This window comes from Pseudomonas sp. JH-2, from assembly GCF_036231725.1.
GTDB lineage: Bacteria > Pseudomonadota > Gammaproteobacteria > Pseudomonadales > Pseudomonadaceae > Pseudomonas > Pseudomonas delhiensis.
The window spans coordinates 1-23,605 of sequence record NZ_JAZAQP010000072.1 but is presented as its reverse complement, the minus strand read 5'-3'; the positions used below and the strand labels follow the sequence as shown (position 1 = coordinate 23,605).

Annotated in this window: 20 protein-coding genes; 13 read left to right on the top strand and 7 right to left on the bottom strand. The window is 68.4% G+C overall.

Going from position 1 to position 23,605, the window contains the following annotated elements:
• Positions 1-402: 402 nt before the first annotated feature.
• The 5 genes from VV867_RS29095 to VV867_RS29075 are packed head-to-tail and all read right to left on the bottom strand — an operon-like array spanning position 403 to position 5,059.
• Complete coding sequence (locus tag VV867_RS29095; protein ID WP_328568280.1) at positions 403-1,287, bottom strand: ChaN family lipoprotein; 885 nt, start codon at positions 1,285-1,287, stop codon at positions 403-405.
• 11 nt (positions 1,288-1,298) lie between these two features.
• The gene (locus VV867_RS29090) at positions 1,299-2,066 is read right to left on the bottom strand and encodes a heme ABC transporter ATP-binding protein (protein WP_328568279.1); all 768 of its coding nucleotides are present in this window, start codon (positions 2,064-2,066) and stop codon (positions 1,299-1,301) included.
• On the bottom strand, positions 2,066-3,049 hold the full coding sequence (locus VV867_RS29085; protein ID WP_109935769.1) for a FecCD family ABC transporter permease: 984 nt from the start codon (positions 3,047-3,049) through the stop codon (positions 2,066-2,068). The genes VV867_RS29090 and VV867_RS29085 overlap by 1 nt, the downstream gene beginning before the upstream one ends.
• A 50-nt stretch (positions 3,050-3,099) precedes the next feature.
• Entirely contained in the window at positions 3,100-3,993 is an 894-nt protein-coding gene (locus VV867_RS29080; protein WP_109934721.1) for a heme/hemin ABC transporter substrate-binding protein, read from the bottom strand.
• 10 nt (positions 3,994-4,003) lie between these two features.
• Positions 4,004-5,059 (bottom strand): hemin-degrading factor, encoded by a 1,056-nt coding sequence (locus tag VV867_RS29075; RefSeq protein WP_328568278.1) that lies wholly within the window; start codon positions 5,057-5,059, stop codon positions 4,004-4,006.
• 187 nt (positions 5,060-5,246) lie between these two features.
• Here VV867_RS29075 and VV867_RS29070 point away from each other — a divergent pair, with 187 nt between their 5' ends.
• Positions 5,247-7,457 carry a TonB-dependent hemoglobin/transferrin/lactoferrin family receptor gene (locus VV867_RS29070; RefSeq protein ID WP_328568277.1) on the top strand — a complete coding sequence of 737 codons (2,211 nt, stop codon included), beginning with the start codon at positions 5,247-5,249 and terminating at the stop codon, positions 7,455-7,457.
• Between the two features lie 82 nt (positions 7,458-7,539).
• Entirely contained in the window at positions 7,540-7,869 is a 330-nt protein-coding gene (locus tag VV867_RS29065) for a Rieske (2Fe-2S) protein (RefSeq protein WP_109934724.1), read from the top strand.
• 5 nt (positions 7,870-7,874) lie between these two features.
• Here VV867_RS29065 and sfsA read toward each other — a convergent pair whose 3' ends face one another.
• Positions 7,875-8,582, bottom strand: a complete 708-nt coding sequence (gene sfsA / locus VV867_RS29060; protein WP_328568276.1) for a DNA/RNA nuclease SfsA — start codon at positions 8,580-8,582, stop codon at positions 7,875-7,877.
• Positions 8,582-9,754, bottom strand: a complete 1,173-nt coding sequence (locus tag VV867_RS29055; protein WP_328568275.1) for a pyridoxal phosphate-dependent aminotransferase — start codon at positions 9,752-9,754, stop codon at positions 8,582-8,584. Before VV867_RS29055 ends, sfsA begins: the two co-directional genes overlap by 1 nt.
• Positions 9,755-9,944: 190 nt before the next feature.
• On the opposite strand from VV867_RS29055, the gene dksA reads away from it, so the two are divergent.
• From dksA to pgi, 11 genes are all read left to right on the top strand, one after another.
• Entirely contained in the window at positions 9,945-10,388 is a 444-nt protein-coding gene (gene dksA / locus VV867_RS29050; protein WP_109934727.1) for an RNA polymerase-binding protein DksA, read from the top strand.
• An 84-nt stretch (positions 10,389-10,472) separates the two neighbouring features.
• Positions 10,473-11,360, top strand: coding sequence for a tRNA glutamyl-Q(34) synthetase GluQRS (gene gluQRS / locus VV867_RS29045; protein ID WP_328568274.1), 888 nt, complete (start codon positions 10,473-10,475; stop codon positions 11,358-11,360).
• Between the two features lie 84 nt (positions 11,361-11,444).
• Positions 11,445-11,621, top strand: coding sequence for a hypothetical protein (locus VV867_RS29040; protein WP_003095129.1), 177 nt, complete (start codon positions 11,445-11,447; stop codon positions 11,619-11,621).
• Positions 11,605-14,556 carry a sensor histidine kinase gene (locus VV867_RS29035; protein ID WP_328568273.1) on the top strand — a complete coding sequence of 984 codons (2,952 nt, stop codon included), beginning with the start codon at positions 11,605-11,607 and terminating at the stop codon, positions 14,554-14,556. The genes VV867_RS29040 and VV867_RS29035 overlap by 17 nt, the downstream gene beginning before the upstream one ends.
• A 26-nt stretch (positions 14,557-14,582) precedes the next feature.
• A complete protein-coding gene (locus VV867_RS29030) occupies positions 14,583-16,019 on the top strand; it encodes a sigma-54-dependent transcriptional regulator (protein WP_109932564.1) in 1,437 nt (478 codons plus the stop codon).
• Between the two features lie 757 nt (positions 16,020-16,776).
• Positions 16,777-18,180: a polynucleotide adenylyltransferase PcnB gene (locus VV867_RS29025; protein WP_328568272.1), complete on the top strand. Its 1,404-nt coding sequence runs from the start codon at positions 16,777-16,779 to the stop codon at positions 18,178-18,180.
• Positions 18,177-18,662 carry a 2-amino-4-hydroxy-6-hydroxymethyldihydropteridine diphosphokinase gene (gene folK / locus VV867_RS29020; protein WP_328568271.1) on the top strand — a complete coding sequence of 162 codons (486 nt, stop codon included), beginning with the start codon at positions 18,177-18,179 and terminating at the stop codon, positions 18,660-18,662. The genes VV867_RS29025 and folK overlap by 4 nt, the downstream gene beginning before the upstream one ends.
• 124 nt (positions 18,663-18,786) lie before the next feature.
• Positions 18,787-19,587 carry a 3-methyl-2-oxobutanoate hydroxymethyltransferase gene (gene panB, locus VV867_RS29015; protein WP_109932559.1) on the top strand — a complete coding sequence of 267 codons (801 nt, stop codon included), beginning with the start codon at positions 18,787-18,789 and terminating at the stop codon, positions 19,585-19,587.
• Positions 19,584-20,435: a pantoate--beta-alanine ligase gene (gene panC / locus VV867_RS29010; RefSeq protein ID WP_328568270.1), complete on the top strand. Its 852-nt coding sequence runs from the start codon at positions 19,584-19,586 to the stop codon at positions 20,433-20,435. Before panB ends, panC begins: the two co-directional genes overlap by 4 nt.
• Before the next feature lie 110 nt (positions 20,436-20,545).
• Positions 20,546-20,926: an aspartate 1-decarboxylase gene (gene panD, locus VV867_RS29005; RefSeq protein ID WP_009613020.1), complete on the top strand. Its 381-nt coding sequence runs from the start codon at positions 20,546-20,548 to the stop codon at positions 20,924-20,926.
• Positions 20,927-20,994: 68 nt separating this feature from the next.
• A complete protein-coding gene (gene pgi, locus VV867_RS29000; protein ID WP_328568269.1) occupies positions 20,995-22,659 on the top strand; it encodes a glucose-6-phosphate isomerase in 1,665 nt (554 codons plus the stop codon).
• The last annotated feature ends 946 nt before the right edge of the window (positions 22,660-23,605 follow it).

Genomic DNA, 23,605 nt, shown 5'->3' with positions numbered 1-23,605 from the left:
TTTACGGCTCATGAATGACTCCTCTATTCAGTGGATTTTCCACCTATCGAGGTGTCCGAGGAAATTGAACCACCACACTTGCTCGCGAACAGAGCTCTGCCGGTTGAGCTCGGTACTCGACCTGGAGAGCACCCTCTCCCTAACCCTCTCCCTGAAGGGAGAGGGGACCGTTCGGAGTGCGTTGGTGTTTCGGCATTAACCGGCTAGCACAGAGTTGCCGGCTGAAACCAAGCCTCCTCTCGGCACGGACTAGCCCCCTCTCCCTTCAGGGCGGGGCGCGCAGCCGAGGGCTGGGGAGAGGGAAAGGAATACCACCGAAACATCGAAGCAGCCGGGAGCCCTGTTCGCGAGCAAGCTCGCTCCTACAAAAAAGAGGAGCCCTCCCGTCAGGCTATGCCCGCATCAACGCAACTTCGCGCAATGATCCTGCGGCGGCAGCGCCGGCGTGTACCAGGCGTAGTCGGCCTGTTGCGCGGTGACCGTCTTGCCCACCTCGGCCAGCATCAGCACCTGCGTGCCCTCCCCTGCCCCCAGGTCTTCCAGGTGCAGCGGCACGCCCAGGTCGCGGCGGACGTGGAAGCCGCCGGCGATCAGCACGGCGGGCGCGGGCGCCGCCTTCAGCCGCTCGGCCATGCGCCGGTCGCGTTGCTGCTGCACCGCCAGCATGGCCGGCATCTGGCTTTCCGGCAGCAGGCCGCAGTGGGATTCGCGGATGTCGTCGAGCAGCACCCGGCGCACGTCCTCGGCCGTCGAGCGGGTACCGGCGAGGGCCGGCTGTTCGCCGTAGATGCGCTTGATCTCGCTGCGGTCCAGGTTGGCCGCCAGCAATGCCGCCGGCTGCTTGACCAGCCAGGACACCAGCGGGCCGTAGAGCGACCAGTCCCAGCCCGGCTGCCAGGCCAGCGTGGCGTACAGGTCCTGCGGCGGCTTGCCGGCGGCGCTGGCCGCCTGGGCCGCCGTCGCCCGTTGCTGCTGGTTGGGGTTGAGCATTTCCAGCAGCACGCTGCCCTGCTCGCGGCGCTGGGCCAGGGCACGCACCAGCCACAGCTCCAGGGCGTGGTGGTCGGGGTTGTCGTGCTGCTCGCCGACCAGCACGCGCGGTGCGGCCTCCAGGCGTTCGAGCAGTTGTTCCGGAGTCAGCGCCTGGCCGCTGCGCAGGTCGCGGATCACGCCCAACTCGGCATTGTCGCGGCCTTCGGGGCTCTGCCAGGTCGGCAGGGGCGGTGCGGAAGGCAGGCTCTGGCAGGCCGCCAGCAGCGCCACCAGGGGAATCAGCAGGTATTTCACGTGAACTCCTTTCAACGGGCGACGATCAGCGGATGGCCGCGCTCGGGATGGCGCTGCACCAGCACGTCCAGGCCGAACACCTGGCGCAGCGGTTCCGCGCGCAGTACCTCGTCCGGCGTGCCGAACAGGTGCGGGCGGCCGTCGTGCAGCAGGAGCAGACGGTCACAGTAGCGCGCCGCGAGGTTGAGGTCATGCAGGATGACCAGCACCGCGGCGCCGCGGCCGGCGAACTCGCGCACGGCCTGCAGGGTGGTGTGCTGGTGCAGGGGGTCCAGCGCCGAGGTCGGCTCGTCCAGCAGCAGCACTTGCTCCGCGCCACCCGGCCACAACTGCGCCAGGACCCGCGCCAGGTGCACGCGCTGGCGCTCGCCACCAGACAGCGCCAGGTAGCTGCGCCCGGCGAGGTGCGAGGCGTCGGCCGCGGCCATGGCTTCGGCGATGATCTCGCGGTCGCGCTGGCGGCCACTGTCGTGGGGCAGGCGGCCGAAGCCCACCACGGACTCGACGCTGAAGGCGAAATTCAGCGACGAGGACTGCGGCAGCACCGCCAGGCGCCGTGCCCGTGCCGTGCCCTGCCATTGGTCCAGCGCGCGGCCGTCGAGGCTCACGCCCCCACTGGCCAGCGGCAGCTCACCGTTCAAAGCCCCCAGCAGCGTACTCTTGCCCGCGCCGTTGGGCCCCAGCACGCCGAGCACTTCGCCCGGCTGCAGCGCCAGGCTCACACCCTGCAGCACGACCTGCTGGCCGCGCTTCACCGTCAGGTTTTCCGCCGCCAGCATCAGGAACGCCCCCGGATCAGCAGGTAAAGGAAGAAGGGCGCGCCGATCAGCGCCGTGACGATGCCGATCGGCAGCTCCGCCGGCGCCAGCGCCAGGCGCGCCACCAGGTCGGCGAGCAGCAGCAGGATGGCGCCGCCGAACATCGAGGCCGGCAGCAGCAGGCGGTGGTCGGGGCCGACGATCAGGCGCAGCAGGTGCGGCACCACCAGGCCGATGAAGCCGATCAGCCCCGCCGCGGCCACCGCGGCGCCGACACCCAGGGCGGTGCAGAGGATCAGTTCGACCTTCAGCCGCTCGACGTCGAAGCCCAGGTGGCGCGCCTCGGACTCGCCCAGCAGCAGCGCGTTGAGCGCGTCCACCCGGCGCGGCAGCCAGCAGGCCACCAGCAGCGTGACCAGCAGCAGCGGCCACAGCCGCGGGTAGCTGGCGCCATTGAGGCTGCCGAGGTTCCAGAAGGTCAGGGTGCGCAGCGTCGCGTCGTCGGCCAGGTAGGTGAACAGGCCGATCAGCGCGCCGGCCAGCGCGGTGAGGGCGATGCCGGCGAGCAGCATGGTGGCCACGCTGGTCTGGCCGTTGTGGCGGCCGAGGCGGTAGACCAGCGCGGTCACCAGCAGGCCGCCGACGAAGGCGCAGGCCGACAGCAGGTAGGGGGCGAAGGCCTCCGGCAGGCCACCGATGGAGGCGCCGAAGACGATGGCGATGGCGGCGCCCAGCGCGGCGCCGCTGGACACGCCGATCAGCCCGGGGTCGGCCAGCGGGTTGCGGAACAGCCCCTGCATGGCCACCCCGGCCAGCGCCAGCACCCCGCCAGTGGCGACGCCCAGCAGGGTGCGCGGCAGGCGGATCTGCCCGACGATCAGTTCGGCCTGGCCGAGATCGTCGGCGGACACCGGCAGCCCGGCCAGGCGCGCCAGCGCCCGTAGCGTGTCGCCCAGCGGCAGGCTGACCGGCCCCAGGGCCAGGGACAGCCAGAGGACCAGCAGCAGGAGGAAACCAAGGAGCAGGAACAGCGGTCGGGCAGCGTGCTTCGCAGTCAAGGACGACCTTCCGGGTTCAGGGCCTGCGCGGAAGGATAAAAGGCTTGGGAGAGGCTGGCCAATGCGTCCGGAATACGCGGGCCGAGGCCGCCGACCAGCAGCGTCGGGTCGAGCAGCAGCACATGGGCCTCACGCGCCGCCCGGGTGGCGGCCAGCCCGGGGTTCTGGCGAATCAGCGCCTCGCGCGCCTTGTCGCCGTCCAGGCTGCGGTCGGCCAGCACCACCACCTGCGGGTCGAGGGCGGTCAGGGCCTCGCCGGAGAGTGCCTTGTAGCCCTTGTGGCTGGCCAGGTTGCGCCCGCCGGCGTGCTGGATCATCCAGTCGCCGGCGGTGTCCTGCCCGGCCACCAGCAGGCTGCCGCCGGCGTTGCCGATCAGCAGCAGCACGCCCGGCGCGGCCTGGCCGGCCTGGGCCTTGCTGACCCAGGCCTGCTGCGCCGCCAGGCGCGCCTGGAAGTCCGCCGCCACCTTCCCGGCCTGCTCGGGCGTACCCAGCAGTTCGCCCAGGCGCAGCAGGTTGTCGTGCACGGTCTGCTCATCGGCCTTGGCCGACAGGGTCTCGATCCGCACCCCGGCGGCGCGTAGTTGTTGCAGCACCGGCGGCGGCCCCATCTCCTCGCTGCCGAGGAGGATGTCCGGCTTCAGCGCCAGGATGCCCTCGGCCGCCAGCTGGCGCTGGTAGCCGATCTTCGGCAGCGCCTTGAGGCTGGCCGGGTGCAGGCTGGTGGTGTCGACGCCGACCAGGCGGGGCTCGCCGCCCAGGGCCACCACCCACTCGCTCAGCGAGCCGCCGGCGCTCACCCAGCGCTTGGGCAGGGTGTCGCCGATGGCGCTGGTGGCGGCGAGGCAAAGCCCGGCGAACAGCCCGGCCAGCAGGGGACGCGCAGTCATGGTTGCCTCCTCAGATAGCCGTGAAGGATTCGGCGAGGCTACGCCATTCTTCCAGTTCCGGCACACCCGGCTTGCGCGCGCCGAACACCTGCAGGACCAGCTCGCCATCGGCGTCGAAGGCCTCCCAGCTGGTGACGATGCCGTCGCTGCTCGGCTTGCGCACGCGCCACAGCTCGCGCACGCCGGAGGTCTTCAGGTGCAGGTTGAACTGCGCATCGAGCACGTTGAACCAGTCGTCCAGCCACTTCAGGTTGTCCACGGTGCCGGTGTGGATCTGGATGCAGTGGGCGTTGCCGACGAAGATCATGATCGGCAAGCGGGATGCGCTGGCCGCCTCCAGCAGGCGCGGCAGCTCGGCCACGTCCAGCGGCTCGGCCCACTCGCGGCCGGCCAGGCGCAGCGCCTGGGTGCGCGCGGCCTTGTGCTTCTTCAGCAGGGCGAAGAAGTGGTGGGTGTCCTTCAGCGCCGCCCAGCCCTCGCGCAGGGAAGCGACGTCGATCGCTTCATCGGCCAGCGGCGCGGCCTTGGCCTCGGCCGGGCGCAGCTCCAGGCGCCCGCTCTGCTCCTCGGCGCGGAAGCGTTCCAGTAGCGGCGCCCAGGCGGCGACCTCGCTGTGCTCGGTGAGGAACACCTTGTGCACCGCGGTGCCCTGGCGGTCGAACACCTGGATGCTGCGCTGGGTGCCGTGGGCGGTTTCCTCGCTGACGGCGAACACGCTGTCCCAGCCGCCGAGGAACAGGCGCAGGTCGATGTCCGGGGACACCACCAGGCCCATCTGCCCGTTGGCCGATACGGTGACTTCCTGGTACGGCCCCTTGCGCTCGTGCACGCAGTGCTCGTTGCGCGTCAGCGCCATGATCGGGCCCAGCTCGCCGAGGGCCGGCAGCAGCGCGGCCCATTCCGGGCGCAGGCGCACGGCATCGACGCCGAGGCGGCTGGCGGTCAGCTCGGCCTCGCTCACATCCAGGTGTTGCGCCGCATCGCGGGCGCGCAGGCGCGGTTTCTCGGCGCGCAGCGCCTGCCAGGCGCGGTACAGCTCGGAAGCCGGCGCGGAAAGAGTGGTCATCGCAGAAGTCCTCGTTCACAGGGAGACCTGCCGCATCGCGGCGGCACCGACGAACTGTGCCACAACGAATTCAATAAATCTATTTGATAATAATTTGCATTTAGATTTGAGAAGAATTATGGTCTGCGCCGCCTTCTGCCAACGGCCATTTGCCATCTGCCACTTCCAAGAAGAATACAGGTATCCCATGTCGATCACGCCTCCGTTCGCCCGCCGCCACTGGCTGGCCCTGTTGCTGCTGAGCCCCTCACTCGCCCTCGCGAACAATGCGGTTTCCCTCGGCGAGACCACGGTCACCGCGACACGCAGCGAGCAACCCGTGGATGCGGTACCCAGCACCGTGAGCGTGCAGACCGAGCAGGACATCGATCGCAACAACGCCAACGACATCAAGCAGCTGGTGCGCTACGAGCCCGGCGTGTCGGTGAGCGGCAGCGGCAGCCGCTTCGGCCTGTCGGGCTTCACCATCCGCGGCATCGGCGGCAACCGCGTGCTGACCCAGGTGGACGGCGTCGGCGTGCCCGGCGCCTTCGCCTTCGGCCCCTTCATGGACGCGCGGCGCAACTACATCGACCTGGATACCGTGAAACGCGTCGAGATACTCCGCGGCCCGGCCAGCTCGCTGTACGGCAGCGACGCCCTGGGCGGCGCGGTGAGCTTCCTGACCAAGGACGCCGCGGACTACCTGGAGGACGGCAAGGACTTCTACGCCCGCTTCAAGACCGGCTACGACGGCTCCGACGACAGCTGGCTGGGCAGCGCTACCTTCGCCGGGCGCCAGGGGCCGGTGGACGGCCTGCTGACCATCAGCCGCCGCGACGGCCACGACACCGAGACCTTCGGCGGCCAGGGCGGCATCGGCGCCACCCGCGGCGAGGCCAACCCGGTGGACTTCGGCACCGACAACCTGCTGGCCAAGGTCGGCTGGGACTACGCCGAAGGCAGCCGCCTGCAGCTGGCCTACGAACGCTACGCCGACGACGCCGACACCCGCCTGCTCAACGAGTACAGCGCCACCGGCGCCACCCGCACCTCCGATGCCACCGACAGCACCGACCGCGAGCGCATCAGCCTGCAGCACCGCTTCCAGCTCGACAGCGCGCTGGCCGACCAGGTGCAATGGCAGCTCAACTACCAGGACAGCCAGATCCGCCAGCAGACCTACCAGGAACGCTTCAGCGGCGGCAGCCTGCGCGATCGCGTGCGGGATTCGAAATACCAGGAAACACTCTGGGGCCTGAACAGCCAGCTGGACAAGCGCTTCGCCCTGGCCGACACCCAGCACCACCTGATCTACGGCTTCGACCTCAAGCGCCTGGAAAGCAGCGACCTGCGCAAGGGCGGCGAGACCTTCCAGAGCAACGGCCAACCGGTGCCGCCGGCCTTCGGCAGCGAGACCTTCCCGCTCAGCGACTTCCCCGATCCGGTCACCCACGAATACGCGGCGTTCATCCAGGACAGCATCGACATCGGCCGCTGGACCCTGCTGCCGGGCCTGCGCTATGACTACTACGAGATGCGCCCGGAGGTCAGCCAGCGCTATCTCAACAGCCACCCGCTGGACACCGCCCCGTCCAACTTCAGCGATCACGCGTTGTCGCCCAAGTTCGGCGTGACCTACCGCATCGACGACCACCACAGCGTCTACGGCCAGTACGCCGCCGGCTTCCGCGCGCCCGAGCCGGTGGACATCTTCGGCGAGTTCGTCAACACCGCCATCGGCTACCAGACCATCGCCAACACCGACCTCAAGCCGGAAACCAGCGACAGTTATGAACTCGGCCTGCGCGGCAAGTACGCCATGGGCAGCTTCGGCATCGCCCTCTTCTATAACCGCTACGACGACTTCATCGAGCAGGTCACCCTGCCCAACGACCCCACCGGCAACGGCCGCCTGACCTACCAGTACACCAACCTGGACAAGGTCACCATCCGCGGCGCCGAGGCCCGCGGCGACCTCGACCTGCACCTGGCCGCCGGCCTGCCCGAGGGGACCCGCCTGCGTGGCGCCGTGTCCTATGCACGGGGCAAGGACGAGGAAACCGGCGAGCCGATCAACAGCGTCGACCCGCTCAAGGGCGTGTTCGGTTTGGGGTATGATGCGCCCGGCGGACGTTTCGGCAGCGAGCTGACCTGGACCCTGGTGCAGGCCAAGCAGCGCATCGACGACAACGAAGTCCCCAGCCAATTCAAGCCCGGCGGCTACGGTCTGCTCGACCTCAGCGGCTGGGTGCGGATCACCGACGGCGTGACCCTCAACGCCGGCCTGTTCAACCTCACCGACAAGAAGTACTGGCAATGGGGCGACGTACGCGGCCTCACCGAGAACAGCCCCAGCCTGGATCGCTACACCCAGCCCGGCCGCTATGCGGCGGCCAACCTGATCTGGGAGATCTGACCGACTTCAGCACAAGGACGTGCACCCTATCCCGACGCCAGGGGGCGCCACGCGCCCTGCTGTCGGCGCCGGGAGCGCCGCGGTGATCCTGCTCTGCCATCCGGGCGAACTGGCCGAGGGCCGCAGCCGCGGCTTCCAGGTGGAAGGCCTGAAGGTCTTCGCCGTGCGCCGCCAGGGCCGCGTGTACGCCTACCGCAACCGCTGCCCGCACCGCGGCGTGCCCCTGGAGTGGGAGGCCGACCGCTTCCTCGACGCCAGCGGCGGCCTGCTGCAGTGCGCCCATCACGGCGCGCTCTTCCTCGTCGAATCCGGCGAATGCATCCAGGGCCCCTGCCTGGGCGAGGTGCTCGACAGCCTGCCTTGCCGCGAGGACGAGCGGGGCCTGTGGATAGGCCTGCCCGAGGATGACTGAAAGACCTACAACTCGATGCGCAGCGGCCGGCTCAGGCGGATTTCGCTGACGTCGATATCGGCACCATAGGCCAGCATCTCCACGCCGGCGTCGCGCGCCTCGCGCAGCGCGGCGGCATAGGCCGGGTCGATCTCCTCCGCCGGGCGCACCGCCTCGATGCCGGACAGGTTCACGCAATACAGCAGCACCGCGCGGGTACCCGCACGGGCCAGGGTCGCCAGCTCGCGCAGGTGCTTGGCCCCGCGGGTGGTCACGGCGTCGGGGAAGGCCGCCACCGGCGTGGCGTCGAAGCCCAGGGTGACGCTCTTCACCTCGACGAACGCCGACCCGCCGGCGAAGTCCAGGCGGAAGTCCGCGCGGCTGTTCTCCACGCCATAGGCGACCTCCCGGCGCAGCCCGGTGAAACCGGCCAGTTCGGCGACGCTGCCGGCCAGCAGGGCCTCCTCCACCAGGCGGTTGGCCCGCCCGGTGTTTACGCAGGCCAGGCGCCCCTGGGGCGTCTCGCTCAGCTCCCAGGTGCCGGGCAGCTTGCGCTTGGGGTCGGAGGAACGGCTGAACCACACCCGGCAGCCCTCGCTCATGCAGTTGAGCATGGAGCCGGTGTTCGGGCAGTGGATGGTCAACTGCTCATCGGTGGGCGTCTCGATATCGGCGAGGAAGCGCTTGTAGCGGCGCAGCAGGCGCGCCTCCTCCAGTTCCGGAGCGAAGCGCATCAGGGCCGCCAGCTCTTCAGGCCGCGGGCGATCCGCTCCACCGCCTGCTCCAGGCGTTCCAGGCTCTGGGTATAGGCGAAGCGCACGTGGTGGTCGGCCTGGTAGCGGCCGAAGTCCACGCCCGGGGTGAAGGCCACGTGCTCGGTCTCGATGAAGTGCTGGCAGAAGCGGTAGGCGTCGCCGCCGAAGGCGCTGATGTCGGCGTACAGGTAGAAGGCCCCTTCCGGCTCCACGGCGATGCCGAAGCCCAGCTCGCGCAGGGCCGGCAGCAGGTAGTCGCGGCGGCGGGCGAACTCGGCGCGGCGTTCCTCGAGAATGGCCAGGGTGCCCTCCTCGAAGCAGGCCAGCGCGGCATACTGGGCCATGCTCGGGGCGCTGATGTAGAGGTTCTGCGCCAGCTTCTCCAACTCGCCCACCGCCGCCGGCGGCGCCACCAGCCAGCCGAGGCGCCAGCCGGTCATGCCGAAATATTTGGAGAAACTGTTGAGGACGTAGGCCTCGTCGTCCACTTCCAGCACGCTGCTGGCATCCACGCCGTAGGTCAGGCCGTGGTAGATCTCGTCCACCACCAGGTGCCCGCCACGGGCCTTGAGGGCCTGCGACAACGCGGCCAGTTCATCCTTGTGCAGCAAAGTGCCCGTAGGATTCGCCGGCGATGCCAGCAAAGCGCCTACACTGTCCTGATTCCAGTGCGCATCCACCAGTTCCGGGGTGAGCTGGTAACGGCTCTGCGGGCCCACCGGCACCAGTTGCGCGGCGCCCTCCACCAGGCGCAGGAAGTGACGGTTGCACGGGTAGCCGGGGTCGGCCAGCAGCCAGTGGCGGCCCGGGTCGACCAGCAGGCTGCTGGCCAGCAGCAGGGCGCCGGAACCGCCCGGGGTGACCAGGATGCGCTCGGGGTCGATGGCCAGGCGGTAGCGCGAGGCGTAGACGCCGGCGATGGCCTCGCGCAGCTGCGGCAGGCCGCGGGCCGCGGTGTAGCGGGTATGGCCGGCGGCCAGTGCGGCCTGGCCGGCGGCGACTATGGGCGCGGCGGTGCTGAAGTCCGGCTCGCCGATCTCCAGGTGGATGACGTCGTGGCCAGCGGCCTGCAGCTCGTTGGCTCGCGCCAGCAACGCCATGACGTGGAAAGGTTCGATGGCGCGGCTGCGGGCACTGAAGGAAGAAACCATGGGAAATACCGAACTTTGCGACGAAGAGGCGATTCTAACCAAGCCATCAGCGGGTGGCAGCAAGCTCGACAACCGGGAGTAGCATCGCGATTATCGATCTGGTAAGTTCGCCCGCTTGCGAGCGCGGGGCCGGCGGTGCCGGAGAGGGACCATCCGCGACAGGATTAGCGAGAGTGAGAGGCGGCCACACATGCCCACCAATGCAAAACAGCAGAGCAGCCAACTGATTCGTGGCTTCGAACCCTACAAGGAAACCAAGGGCGAGGAGTACATGAGCGAGCGCATGCGCGCCCACTTCACCTCCATCCTCAACAAGTGGAAAGTTGAGCTGATGGAAGAAGTCGACCGCACCGTGCACCACATGCAGGACGAAGCGGCCAACTTCCCGGACCCGGCCGACCGCGCCAGCCAGGAAGAGGAGTTCAGCCTCGAACTGCGCGCCCGCGACCGCGAACGCAAACTGATCAAGAAGATCGACGAGACACTGCAGTTGATCGAAGACAACGACTACGGCTGGTGCGACTCCTGCGGCGTGGAGATCGGTATCCGCCGCCTGGAAGCCCGCCCCACCGCGACCCTCTGCATCGATTGCAAGACCCTCGCGGAAATCAAGGAAAAGCAGCTCGGCTCCTGACGCCTGCGGCTTTTCGCGAACGGGGCGCCTAGGCGCCCCGTCGCGTTTGTGCGGCGCCCCGCCTCCCGACCCCCAGCCTGCGCCATGTCCGACTCCCGCTACATCGGCCGTTTCGCCCCCACCCCCAGCGGCTACCTGCACTTCGGCTCGCTGGTCGCCGCCGTCGCCTCCTACCTGGACGCCCGTGCCGCCGGCGGCCGCTGGCTGGTGCGCATGGAAGACCTCGACCCGCCGCGGGAAATGCCCGGGGCCCAGGCCGCCATCCTGCAGACACTGGAACGCTACGGCTTCGAGTGGGATGGCCCGGTCGTACGCCAGAGCGAGCGTGGCGATGCCTACGCGGCGGTGGTCCAGCAGTGGCTGCGCAGCGGCCTGGCCTATGCCTGCACCTGCTCGCGCAAGCAGCTCGAAGGCAGCGGCGGCATCTACCCCGGCACCTGCCGCAACGCCGGGCACGACTGGCACGGCGACGTCGCCATCCGCATCCGCGTGCCGGAACTGGAATACGCCTTCGTCGACCGCGTCCAGGGCGAGTTCCGCCAGCACCTGGGCCGCGAGGTCGGCGACTTCGTCATCCGCCGCCGCGACGGCCTCTACGCCTACCAGCTGGCGGTGGTGCTGGACGACGCCTGGCAGGGCATGACCGACATCGTCCGCGGCGCCGACCTGCTGGACAACACCCCGCGCCAGCTGTACCTGCAGGAGCTGCTCGGGGTGGCCCACCCGCGCTACCTGCACGTGCCGCTGATCGTCCAGCCCGACGGCCACAAGCTGGGCAAGTCCTACCGCTCGCCGCCGCTGGCCGCCGAGCAGGCCGCACCGCTGCTGCTGCGCGCCCTCAGGGCCCTGGGCCACGCCGCGCCGGCGGAGCTGGCCGGCGCCACCCCGGCCGAGGTGCTGGCCTGGGGCGTGGCGCACTGGGACGCCACGCGCATACCCCGCGTGCTGACGCTGGAAGACGCCCGGCTCTAAGATGGAGGGTGGGGCCATGCGCCCCGGCTTGCAGGCGCCCATCGGCTGCCTGTAGCCTGCCGTCCGCACAACGAGAGGCATGACATGTACATCTACCGACTGGTGCTGCTCCTGGTCGTGGGCATCTACCTGTTCTCGCCCGCCATCATGGACTGGTGGATCGACCCCAACGGCGCCTGGTATCGCCCTTACCTGCTGTGGCTGATTCTCATAGTCGTGACCTTCATCCTGCAGAGCCAGCGCGATGCTGACGAGCTTTAGCCTCACCCAGCTGATCCTGATCAGCGCCGTCTACCTGACCACCCTGTTCGGTGTCGCCTGGATCACCGAGCGCGGCTACGTGCCGCGCCGCCTGGTGCGCCATCCGCTGGTGTACACCCTGTCGCTGGGCGTCTATGCCAGCGCCTGGGCCTTCTACGGTACCGTCGGCCTGGCCTACCAGTACGGCTACGGCTTCCTGGCCATCTACCTGGGGGTGTCCGGGGCCTTCCTGCTGGCCCCGGTGCTGCTCTACCCGATCCTGCGCATCACCCGCGCCTACCAGCTGTCGTCGCTGGCCGACCTGTTCGCCTTCCGCTTCCGCAGCACCTGGGCCGGCGCGCTGACCACGCTGTTCATGCTGATCGGCGTGCTGCCGATGCTGGCCCTGCAGATCGAGGCGGTGACCAACTCGATCAGCCTGCTGACCCACGGCGCCGACGCCAACAGCGCGGCGCTGGCGTTCTGCGCGCTGATCACCCTGTTCGCCATCCTCTTCGGCGCCCGCCACATCGCCACCCGCGAGCGCCACGAGGGGCTGGTGATGGCCATCGCCTTCGAGTCGCTGGTCAAGCTGGTCGCCCTGGGCTCCATCGGCCTGTTCGCCCTCTACGGCGTGTTCGGCGGCCCCGACGGCCTGGAGGTCTGGCTGCTGCAGAACCAGGAGGCCCTGAGCACCCTGCACACGCCGCTGGCCGAGGGCCCCTGGCGCACCCTGCTGCTGGTGTTCTTCGCCTCGGCCATCGTCATGCCGCACATGTACCACATGACCTTCACCGAGAACCTCAACCCGCGCGCCCTGCTCAGCGCCAGCTGGGGCCTGCCGCTGTTCCTGCTGCCGATGAGCCTGGCGGTGCCGCCGATCCTCTGGGCCGGCCTGCACCTGGGCGCCTCGACCAACCCGGAATACTTCACCCTCGGCCTGGGCATGGCGGTGGACAGCCCGGCCCTGGCGCTGGCCGCCTTCATCGGCGGCATCTCGGCGGCCAGCGGGCTGATCATCGTGATGACCCTGGCGCTGTCGGGCATGGTCCTCAACCACCTGGTGCTGCCGCTGTACCAGCCGCCGGCCGAGGGCAACATCTACCGCTGGCTGAAATGGACGCGGCGGGCGCTGATCGCCACCATCATCCTGCTGGGCTACGGCTTCTACCTGCTGCTGGGCTCCGAGCAGGAACTGTCGAACCTGGGCATCGTCTCCTTCGTCGCCACCCTGCAGTTCCTCCCCGGCGCGCTCTCGGTGCTCTACTGGCCGGCCGCCAACCGCCGCGGCTTCATCGCCGGCCTGGTCGCCGGCATGCTGGTGTGGGGCGCCACCATGCTGGTGCCGCTGATGGGCAACGTGCAGAGCCTGCACATCCCGCTGTTCGACTCGCTGTACGTGCTCGACGAGGCCAGCTGGCACCTGGCCGCCCTCGCCTCGCTGGCGGCCAACGTGCTGGTGTTCACCCTGGTATCGCTGTTCAGCGAGCCCAGCGACGAGGAGAAGGGCGCCGCCGAAGCCTGCGCGGTGGACAACGTGCGCCGCCCGCAGCGCCGCGAACTGCTCGCCGTCTCGCCCCAGGAGTTCGCCAGCCAGCTGGCCAGGCCGCTGGGCGCCAAGACCGCGCAGAAGGAAGTGGAACAGGCCCTGCGTGACCTGCACCTGCCCTTCGACGAGCGCCGCCCCTACGCCCTGCGCCGCCTGCGCGACCGCATCGAGGCCAACCTCTCCGGGTTGATGGGCCCAAGCGTGGCCCAGGACATGGTCGAGACCTTCCTGCCCTACAAGGCCAACAGCGAGAGCTACGTCACCGAGGACATCCACTTCATCGAGAGCCGCCTGGAGGACTACCACTCGCGGCTCACCGGCCTGGCCGCCGAGCTGGACGCCCTGCGCCGCTACCACCGCCAGACCCTGCAGGACCTGCCGATGGGCGTGTGCTCGCTGGCCAAGGACCAGGAAGTGCTGATGTGGAACCGCGCCATCGAGGAACTCACCGGGGTGCCCGCGCAGCGCGTGGTGGGCTCGCGCCTGTCGGCCCTGCCGGAACCCTGGAAGGGCCTGCTGGAAGGCTTCATCGAGGCCCCCGACCAGCACCTGCACAAGCAGCGCCTGGCGATCGACGGCCAGACGCGCTGGCTGAACCTGCACAAGGCAGCCATCGAGGAACCCCTGGCGCCGGGCAACAGCGGCCTGGTCCTGCTGGTCGAGGACCTCACCGAGACGCAGTCCCTGGAAGACAAGCTGATCCACTCCGAGCGCCTGGCCTCCATCGGCCGCCTGGCCGCCGGCGTGGCCCACGAGATCGGCAACCCCATCACCGGCATCGCCTGCCTTGCGCAGAACCTGCGCGAGGAACGCGAGGGCGACGGCGAGCTGACCGAGATCAGCGGGCAGATCCTCGAGCAGACCAAGCGCGTCTCGCGCATCGTCCAGTCGCTGATGAGCTTCGCCCACGCCGGCGGCAAGCAGGTGGCCGCCGAGCCGGTGTGCCTGGCCGACGTCGCCCGCGAAGCCATCAGTTTGCTATCGTTGAACCGGCGCAGCGTCGAAGTGCAGTTCTTCAACCTGTGCGACCCGGACCACTGGGTGGAAGGCGATGCCCAGCGCCTCGCCCAGGTACTCATCAACCTGCTGTCCAACGCCCGCGACGCCTCCCCCCCCGGTGGCGCCATACGGGTGCGCAGCGAAGCCTCGGAGAACACCGTCGATCTCATCGTCGAAGATGAAGGCAGCGGCATTCCCAAGTCCATCATCGACCGCCTGTTCGAGCCCTTCTTCACCACCAAGGACCCCGGCAAGGGGACTGGCCTGGGCCTCGCACTGGTCTATTCGATCGTGGAAGAGCATTATGGGCAGATCACCATCGACAGCCCGGCCGATCCGGAACGCGAATGCGGCACCCGCATCCGCGTGACCTTGCCGCGGCATCCTGGCCCGACGGCCGAGCAGTAGACGAGCACGTCGAGAGAGCTGAATACATGGCACATATCCTCATCGTCGAAGACGAAACCATCATCCGTTCCGCCCTGCGACGGTTGCTCGAGCGCAACCAGTACCAGGTCAGCGAGGCCGGCTCGGTCCAGGAGGCCCAGGAGCGCTACAGCATCCCGTCCTTCGACATGATCGTCAGCGACCTGCGCCTGCCCGGCGCCCCCGGCACCGAACTGATCAAGCTGGCCCAGGGCACCCCGGTGCTGATCATGACCAGCTACGCCAGCCTGCGCTCGGCGGTCGACTCGATGAAGATGGGCGCGGTGGACTACATCGCCAAGCCCTTCGACCACGACGAGATGCTCCAGGCCGTGGCGCGTATCCTCAAGGACCGCCAGGAAGGCCGCGGCGCCACTGCCGAGGCACGCGGTAACGCCCGCCCCGCGGGCGAGCGCGGTAACGGTAACGCCGCCCCGGCCGACGGCGAGATCGGCATCATCGGCTCCTGCCCGCCGATGCTCGAGCTCTATTCGAAGATCCGCAAGGTCGCCCCCACCGACTCCAACGTCCTCATCCAGGGCGAGTCGGGCACCGGCAAGGAACTGGTGGCGCGCGCCCTGCACAACCTGTCCAAGCGCACCAAGGCGCCGCTGATCTCGGTGAACTGCGCGGCCATCCCGGAAACCCTGATCGAATCCGAACTGTTCGGCCACGAGAAGGGCGCCTTCACCGGCGCCAGCGCCGGCCGCGCCGGCCTGGTGGAAGCCGCCGACGGCGGCACCCTGTTCCTCGACGAGATCGGCGAACTGCCGCTGGAGGCCCAGGCCCGCCTGCTGCGCGTGCTGCAGGAAGGCGAGATCCGCCGCGTCGGCTCGGTGCAGTCGCAGAAGGTCGACGTGCGCCTGATCGCCGCCACCCACCGCGACCTGAAGATGCTGGCCAAGACCGGCCAGTTCCGCGAAGACCTCTATTACCGCCTGCACGTCATCTCGCTGAAACTGCCGCCGCTGCGTGAGCGCGGTACCGACGTGATGGAGATCGCCCGCGCCTTCCTGGCGCGTCAGTGCTCGCAGATGGGGCGCGCCCCGCTGAGCTTCTCCCACGAGGCCGAGCAGGCCATCCGCCACTACCCGTGGCCGGGTAACGTGCGCGAGCTGGAGAATGCCATCGAGCGCGCGGTGATCCTCAGCGAGGGCCAGGAAATCCCCGCCGACCTGCTGGGCATCGACATCGAGCTGGACGACCTGGAGGACGACTTCGTCGACGAGGCGGAGATGCGCAGCGCCGTGGCGGCCAACAACCACGAGCCCACCGAGGACCTGTCGCTGGAGGACTACTTCCAGCATTTCGTCCTCGAGCACCAGGACCACATGACCGAGACCGAACTGGCCCGCAAGCTGGGCATCAGCCGCAAATGCCTGTGGGAACGGCGCCAGCGCCTGGGCATTCCGCGGCGCAAATCGGGGGCCTCGGCCGACTCCTGAGTGGGGCGCGGCTGTTACCGCGGACATCCCGCGTAACAAAAGCCGGGTTCATCGGTAACGATAACCCGGCTTTTTTGTGCCTGCCCGAAACCCCTTCCTACAGCTAAACCCTTGAAAAATAAGGATTCTAAAAAGTTGGCACGGCATCTGCTTTGTTATTGGTACAACAACAATAACAAGCACGAAACCACAGAACAAAAACAACACGTAACGACTCCAGCACAACAAAAACAAAATCGCGGAGGCGCAGCTAACTGATTCTTTTGGAGGAGAGTAGCTGGTGGGAGAAATCCCGCAACCGATCGAAGAACAATAAAACTGCCTCGAGGCAGCGGCGGAATCGGTTGGATCGAAAGATCACTGCTCACTCAGCGACCAAAGCAATCCGTTTGCTCTTGTCGATCCCGAATGGGAATACCTCGAAGCGACTGGCCTCGAGGACGGGTCTACAAACAAAAACAACAAGCCCGGCATCATAACAAGAACAAAGCACGCACCTACTTGGGGGGGAGCTTCGGCTCCCCCAGTAGCTTTCCTCGCTCTCCCCTGCTCCCTTCGCTGTTCCCCGCTCCCTATCTCCCGCCCCCCGATGCTAGAATCCGAGCCCATTCGGACACACAACGCATCAGATTTACTGACGATTGTTTCCGCTGACCATGCTTTTCAAGCATGATGGGCTGCCCGCCGACTGCGATCGCCGGCCAGGGCACGCTGCGTTGCGCGACGCAATCCACCCCAACCGGTTAATAGTGCCTCCATGCTGAAAAAGCTGATCTCCTCCCTTCGCTCTCCCTTGCGCCGCAAGCGCGCAGTCCGCACCACCCCAGAAATCGTCGGCAGCAACCAGCATCCGCTGCGTCGCGAGCAGTTCAGCCGGCATGCGGTGAGCGTGGTGGACCGGCTGCAGAAGGCGGGATACCAGGCCTACATCGTCGGCGGCGGCGTGCGTGACCAACTGCTGGGCATCACCCCCAAGGACTTCGACGTGGCCACCAGCGCCACCCCCGAGCAGGTCCGTGCCGAATTCCGCAACGCGCGGGTCATCGGCCGGCGCTTCAAGCTGGTGCACGTGCATTTCGGCCGCGAGATCATCGAGGTGGCCACCTTCCGTGCCCACCACCCGCAGGAAGAAGGCGAAGGCGACAGCAACCAGGCCTCGCGCAACGAGGCCGGGCGCATCCTGCGCGACAACGTCTACGGCACCCTGGAAGACGACGCCCAGCGCCGCGACTTCACCATCAACGCCCTGTACTTCGACTGCAGCGACGAGCGCATCCTCGACTACGCCCACGGCGTGCACGACATCCGCAACCGCCTGGTGCGCCTGATCGGCGACCCCGAGCAGCGCTACCTCGAGGACCCGGTGCGCATGCTGCGCGCAGTGCGCTTCGCCGCCAAGCTGGACTTCGAGATCGAGAAACACAGCGCCGCGCCCATCCGCAAGCTGGCGCCGGCGCTGCGCGAGATTCCCTCGGCGCGGCTGTTCGACGAAGTGCTCAAGCTGTTCCTCAGCGGCCGCGGCGAGCGCACCTTCGAGCTGCTGCTCGAATACGAGCTGTTCGCCCCGCTGTTCCCGGCCAGCGCCAAGGCCCTGGCCCGCGACCCGGACTACACCGGCAAGCTGATCCGCCAGGCCCTGGCCAACACCGATGCGCGCATCCACCAGGGCAAGCCGGTCACCCCCGCCTTCCTCTTCGCCGCCCTGCTCTGGCCGGCCCTGCCGGCGCGCGTGGCGCAACTGCAGGAGCGCGGCATGCCGCCGATCCCGGCGATGCAGGAAGCCGCCCACGAACTGATCAGCGAGCAGTGCCAGCGCACCGCCGTGCCCAAGCGCTTCACCATCCCGATCCGCGAGATCTGGGACATGCAGGAACGCCTGCCGCGACGCCAGGGCAAGCGCGCCGACCTGCTGCTGGAAAACCCGCGCTTCCGCGCCGGCTACGACTTCCTGCTGCTGCGCGAGAGCGCCGGCGAGGAAACCGGCGGCCTCGGCGACTGGTGGACGGACTACCAGGACGCCAGCGACGGCGAACGCCGCGGCATGATCCGCAACCTGGCGGCCAGCCAGGACGATGGCGGCGCCGCCCCGCGCAAGCGGCGCCGCGGCGGTGGCAACCGCCGGCGCCGTGGCCCGCGCAGCGAGGGGGCTGGCAACGAGTGAGCGAGCGCGTCTACCTCGGCCTGGGCAGCAACCTCTCCGATCCCCTGGGCCAGCTGCGCGCCGCCATCGAGGCCCTGCGGGCCATCCCGCAGACCACGGTGGCCGCGGTCTCGCCCTTCTACATCAGCGACCCGCTGGGCCCGCCGGACCAACCGCGCTACGTCAACGCCGTCGCCGCGCTGGACACCGACCTCGCCCCCCTCGCCCTGCTCGACGCCCTGCAGGCCATCGAGCTGGAACAGGGCCGCGAGCGCAAGGACGAGCGCTGGGGCCCACGCACCCTCGACCTGGACATCCTGCTGTTCGGCGAGCGCCAGCTCGACGAACCGCGCCTGACCGTGCCGCACTACCACATGCACGCCCGCGCCTTCGTCCTCTACCCCCTGGCGGACCTGGCGCCGCAGCTGCGCCTGCCCGGCGGCCGCAGCCTGTCGGAACTACTGGCGGATTGCCCATTCGCGGGCCTCGAACGGCTATCCTGATCGTCACCCCAGTTGGCGGTAACGCCGTAACAGTCCGGTAACACCTGCGATTGACTTCGCTTCCCCCCATACGGACTATAGGTGCCCCGCGCCGGCGCCAGCCGGCCCAACGAGGACCGTTTTCATGCCTGATGTCACCCTGACCACCCTGCAAGGCCTGAAGCAAAGCGGCGAGAAGATCGCGATGCTCACAGCCTACGATGCCACCTTCGCCCAGGCGGCCAGCGCCGCGGGAGCGGAGATGCTGCTGATCGGCGACTCCCTCGGCATGGTGCTGCAAGGCCACGACAGCACGCTGCCGGTCACGGTCGAGGAAATGGCCTACCACACCGCCTGCGTGAAACGCGGCAACCAGGGCGCGATGATCGTCACCGACCTGCCCTTCGCCTCCGGCACCTCGCTGCAGCGCCTGCTGGACGACGCGGTCAAGGTCATGCAGGCCGGCGCCCACATGGTCAAGCTCGAAGGCGGCGCCTGGCTGGCCGAGCCCATCGTGCGCCTGGCGCAGATGGGCGTGCCGGTGTGCGCGCACCTGGGCCTCACCCCGCAGTCGGTCAACCTGTTCGGCGGCTTCAAGGTCCAGGGCCGCCAGGAAACCCAGGCCCGCCAGCTGCGCGCCGACGCCATCGCCCTGGAGCAGGCCGGCGCCGCCATGCTGCTGCTGGAATGCGTGCCCAGCGCCCTGGGCCAGGAAATCAGCGAGGCGGTGAAGATCCCGGTGATCGGCATAGGCGCAGGCCCCGGCACCGACGGCCAGGTACTGGTGATGCACGACATGCTCGGCCTGTCGCTGTCCGGCCGCGCGCCCAAGTTCGTAAAGAACTTCATGCAGGGCCAGGACAGCATCCAGGGCGCCTTCGCCGCCTACGTCAAGGCCGTGAAAGACGGCTCCTTCCCCGGCCCCGAACACGGATTCTCCGCATGAACACCGTCAAGACCGTCCGCGAACTGCGCGCCGCCGTCGCCCGTGCCCGCGGCGAAGGCAAGCGCATCGCCCTGGTGCCGACCATGGGCAACCTGCACGCCGGCCACGCCGCCCTGGTGGCCAAGGCCGGCCAGCGTGCCGACTTCGTGGTCGCCAGCATCTTCGTCAACCCGCTGCAGTTCGGCCCCAGCGAGGACCTGGACAAGTACCCGCGCACCCTCGCCGCCGACCAGGCCAAGCTGCTGGAAGCCGGCTGCCACCTGCTGTTCGCCCCGGGCGTGGAAGAAATGTACCCCGACGGCATGGAAGGCCAGACCAAGGTCAGCGTGCCCGGCGTTTCCGAGGGGCTGTGCGGCGGCAGCCGCCCGGGCCACTTCGACGGCGTCGCCACCGTGGTCTGCAAGCTGCTGAACATGGTGCAGCCAGACATGGCGCTGTTCGGCGAGAAGGACTTCCAGCAACTGGCGGTGATCCGCAAGCTGGTGCGCGACCTGAACATCCCCGTGCAGATCTTCGGCGAACCCACCGTGCGCGCCGAGGACGGCCTGGCGCTGTCCTCGCGCAACGGCTACCTGAACGAGGACGAGCGCGCCCGCGCGCCGGTCATCCAGCGCACCCTCCGGCAGCTCGCCGACGCCCTGCGCGGCGGCTCGCGCGATTTCCCGGCGCTGATCGACGAAGCCCGCCGGCAGATCGAGGCCGCCGGCCTGCGCGTGGACTACCTGGAAATCCGCGAGGCCCTGGGCCTGCGCCCGGCCAATGCCGGCGACAAGCAGGTGGTGCTCCTGGCCGCCGCCTTCCTCGGCAACACCCGCCTGATCGACAACCTGCCGCTGCAGCTCGACTGACCCGCCGCTGCCCGCCCAGGCCGCGCCGCGCGCGGCTTGAGGCCGGGTAACAGGTTGGGCATACTCTGCCGCCGTTCGCGCCAAGCCCCACCACAACAGGAGCGCCCGCCATGCACAGCATCATGCTCAAGGCCAAGCTGCACCGCGCCGAAGTCACCCACGCCGTCCTCGACTACGAAGGCTCCTGCGCCATCGATGGCGAGTGGCTGGACCTTGCCGGTATCCGCGAGTACGAACAGATCCAGATCTACAACGTCGACAACGGCGAGCGCTTCACCACCTACGCCATCCGCGGCGAGGAAGGCTCGCGGATGATCTCGGTCAACGGCGCCGCCGCGCACAAGGCCAAGGTGGGTGACCGGGTGATCATCTGCGCTTATGCTCAATACAGCGACGCCGAGCTCGCCAACTACCAGCCGCGCATGCTCTACATGGCCCCGGGCAACCAGCTCAGCCACACCAGCAACGCCATCCCGGTGCAGCTCGCCTGACCCGTCAAAGCCCGGAACCCCCGGGCTTTTTCACGCTCCAACGCACGTCACACCCCCGAAGGTAAAGCATGGAACACCACCTCACCCCGCTGGATGCCACCCGCCTGCAGAGCTGGCAGGCACTGGCCGAGCACCGCAAGGATCTGCAGAACTTCAGCATGCGCCAGGCATTCGCCAGCGATCCGAAGCGTTTCGAGCGCTTCTCCCTGAGCGCCTGCGGCCTGTTCCTCGACTTCTCGAAGAACCTGATCCGCGAGGACACCCTCGGCCTGCTGGTCAAGCTGGCGGAAGAGGCGCAGCTGGGCGAAGCCATCCAGTCGATGTTCCGCGGCGAGGTGATCAACGCCTCCGAGCGCCGCCCGGTGCTGCACACCGCGCTGCGCCGGCCGATCGGCGACAAGGTGCTGGTGGACGGCGTGGACGTGATGCCGGAAGTGCACCGCGTGCTGCACCAGATGACCGAGCTGGTCGCCTACGTGCACAACGGGCTGTGGCGCGGCTACACCGAGAAGCCCATCACCGACGTGGTGAACATCGGCATCGGCGGCTCCTTCCTCGGCCCGCAACTGGTCTCCGAGGCTCTGCTGCCCTTCGCCCAGAAGGGCGTGCGCTGCCACTACCTGGCGAACATCGACGGCAGCGAGTTCCGCGAGCTGACCAGCAAGCTGAACGCCGAGACCACCCTGTTCATCGTCTCCTCCAAGTCCTTCGGTACCCTGGAGACGCTGAAGAACGCCCAGGCCGCGCGCGCCTGGTACCTGGCCCAGGGCGGCAACGAGGCGGAGCTGTACCGCCACTTCATCGCGGTTTCCAGCAACAAGGAAGCGGCGGTGGCCTTCGGCATCCGCGAAGAGAATGTCTTCCCCATGTGGGACTGGGTCGGCGGGCGCTACTCGCTGTGGTCGGCCATCGGCCTGCCGATCGCCATGTCGGTGGGCATCAACAACTTCAAGGAACTGCTGTCCGGCGCCCACAGCATGGACCAGCACTTCCAGAGCGCGCCCTTCGCCCGCAACATCCCGGTGCTGCTGGGCCTGCTCGGCGTCTGGTACGGCGACTTCTGGGGCTCCCACAGCCACGCCATCCTGCCCTACGACTACTACCTGCGGAACATCACCGACCACCTGCAGCAGCTGGACATGGAGTCCAACGGCAAGAGCGTGCGCCAGGACGGCACCCCGGTCAGCGCCGGCACCGGCCCGGTGATCTGGGGCGGCGTCGGCTGCAACGGCCAGCACGCCTACCACCAGTTGCTGCACCAGGGCACCCAGCTGATCCCGGCGGACTTCATCGTCCCGGTGTCCAGCTACAACCCGGTGGCCGACCACCACCAGTGGCTGTACGCCAACTGCCTGTCGCAGAGCCAGGCGCTGATGCAGGGCAAGACCCGCGCCGAGGCCGAGGCCGAGCTGCGCGCCAAGGGCCTGGACGAGGCAGAGGTGCAGCGCCTGGCGCCGCACAAGGTGATCCCCGGCAACCGCCCGAGCAACACCCTGGTGCTGGAACGCATCAGCGCCCGCCGCCTGGGCGCGCTGATCGCCATGTACGAGCACAAGGTCTACGTGCAGAGCATCCTCTGGGGCATCAACGCCTTCGACCAGTGGGGCGTGGAGCTGGGCAAGGAGCTGGGCAAGGCCGTCTACGGGCGCCTGGTCGGCAGCGAGGAGAGCCCCGCCGAGGACGCCTCCACCCAGGGCCTGATCGACTACTTCCGCGGCCGTCACCGCGGCTGAGTTCCCGCCTTGGGAAAAGCGCCGTTTCCTCCGCAAGGGGAAACGGCGTTTTCATTTCCGCCGCGGATCGCGGACGGAGTCCGCTCCTACGCCCGTGCCTCCTGGAACCGTAGGAGCGGACCTTGTCCGCGATCATGGCGGATAACGCCATAGGCGTTATCCGCCCTACGGGGAGCCCGGGAGCTTCGCGGTTTTGCATCACGCCGGACGGTTCCCTCTCCCGCTTGCGGGGGAGGGTTAGGGAGGGGGGCGGCGTCAGGGTTGGCAGAGGTGCGTGGGCGAAGTCCGCTCCCTCTCCCCAACCCTCGCCTACGCGGCCCGCCCTGAAGGGAGAGGGGGCTGTCCCGAGCAAGCGGATAACACAGCGTCAGCCGGCATACTCGTAGGGCGAATAACCGTTCGCGGTTATCCGCCGTTAGCCCAAACACCGATGCCCTACGGGTTTCCAGAGAAATATCCGAGCGCACCGGAACGCCCCTTCAGAAGGCCGAGCGAAACCGGCGCTCAGGAGGTCATGCGACATGGATGTCGCGAGAGCCCCGATCAGCACAGGGACGTGTTGTCGGGGCGGGCCTCCGTGGCGGGGGAATTCGTGAGGGTAGCCCGGCTCCATCGGGCCCGTATGTCGGGGCAAGCGTTTTGGTTACTTTGGGCGGGGGTGGCCTTCCACCGATTGCCAAAGTGACTCGCCCGAGGGGGCGAAACAAGAGATATCCGAACACTCGGAGCGGCGCGCTACACCCAAACCCGACATCATTGGGTTATTCCCCTTCGGGCCAGCGCAAGCGCTGTTCGCGATGGAGCCGCGTCCCGCGTTCGCGGGAATGGCAAGGTTAAGGGAGGAGCGAGAGGCCAGAGTTCGCGAGCAAGCTGAGCTGGCCTAATGATCTTGGACACCTTCATCGGGCGCTATCATGGCGCCCAACTGGAGGCGAAAATAGTGCGA

What these genes read in the sequence shown, in the direction of transcription:
- VV867_RS29075 (WP_328568278.1), bottom strand. Translation starts at nt 5,059, where the DNA reads ATGACCACTCTTTCCGCGCCGGCTTCCGAGCTGTACCGCGCCTGGCAG.
- panC (WP_328568270.1), top strand. Translation starts at nt 19,584, where the DNA reads ATGAACACCGTCAAGACCGTCCGCGAACTGCGCGCCGCCGTCGCCCGT.
- pgi (WP_328568269.1), top strand. Translation starts at nt 20,995, where the DNA reads ATGGAACACCACCTCACCCCGCTGGATGCCACCCGCCTGCAGAGCTGG.
- panD (WP_009613020.1), top strand. Translation starts at nt 20,546, where the DNA reads ATGCACAGCATCATGCTCAAGGCCAAGCTGCACCGCGCCGAAGTCACC.
- VV867_RS29090 (WP_328568279.1), bottom strand. Translation starts at nt 2,066, where the DNA reads ATGCTGGCGGCGGAAAACCTGACGGTGAAGCGCGGCCAGCAGGTCGTG.
- VV867_RS29040 (WP_003095129.1), top strand. Translation starts at nt 11,445, where the DNA reads ATGTACATCTACCGACTGGTGCTGCTCCTGGTCGTGGGCATCTACCTG.
- VV867_RS29030 (WP_109932564.1), top strand. Translation starts at nt 14,583, where the DNA reads ATGGCACATATCCTCATCGTCGAAGACGAAACCATCATCCGTTCCGCC.
- panB (WP_109932559.1), top strand. Translation starts at nt 18,787, where the DNA reads ATGCCTGATGTCACCCTGACCACCCTGCAAGGCCTGAAGCAAAGCGGC.
- VV867_RS29035 (WP_328568273.1), top strand. Translation starts at nt 11,605, where the DNA reads ATGCTGACGAGCTTTAGCCTCACCCAGCTGATCCTGATCAGCGCCGTC.
- gluQRS (WP_328568274.1), top strand. Translation starts at nt 10,473, where the DNA reads ATGTCCGACTCCCGCTACATCGGCCGTTTCGCCCCCACCCCCAGCGGC.
- VV867_RS29080 (WP_109934721.1), bottom strand. Translation starts at nt 3,993, where the DNA reads ATGACTGCGCGTCCCCTGCTGGCCGGGCTGTTCGCCGGGCTTTGCCTC.
- VV867_RS29070 (WP_328568277.1), top strand. Translation starts at nt 5,247, where the DNA reads ATGTCGATCACGCCTCCGTTCGCCCGCCGCCACTGGCTGGCCCTGTTG.
- dksA (WP_109934727.1), top strand. Translation starts at nt 9,945, where the DNA reads ATGCCCACCAATGCAAAACAGCAGAGCAGCCAACTGATTCGTGGCTTC.
- VV867_RS29025 (WP_328568272.1), top strand. Translation starts at nt 16,777, where the DNA reads ATGCTGAAAAAGCTGATCTCCTCCCTTCGCTCTCCCTTGCGCCGCAAG.
- sfsA (WP_328568276.1), bottom strand. Translation starts at nt 8,582, where the DNA reads ATGCGCTTCGCTCCGGAACTGGAGGAGGCGCGCCTGCTGCGCCGCTAC.
- VV867_RS29055 (WP_328568275.1), bottom strand. Translation starts at nt 9,754, where the DNA reads ATGGTTTCTTCCTTCAGTGCCCGCAGCCGCGCCATCGAACCTTTCCAC.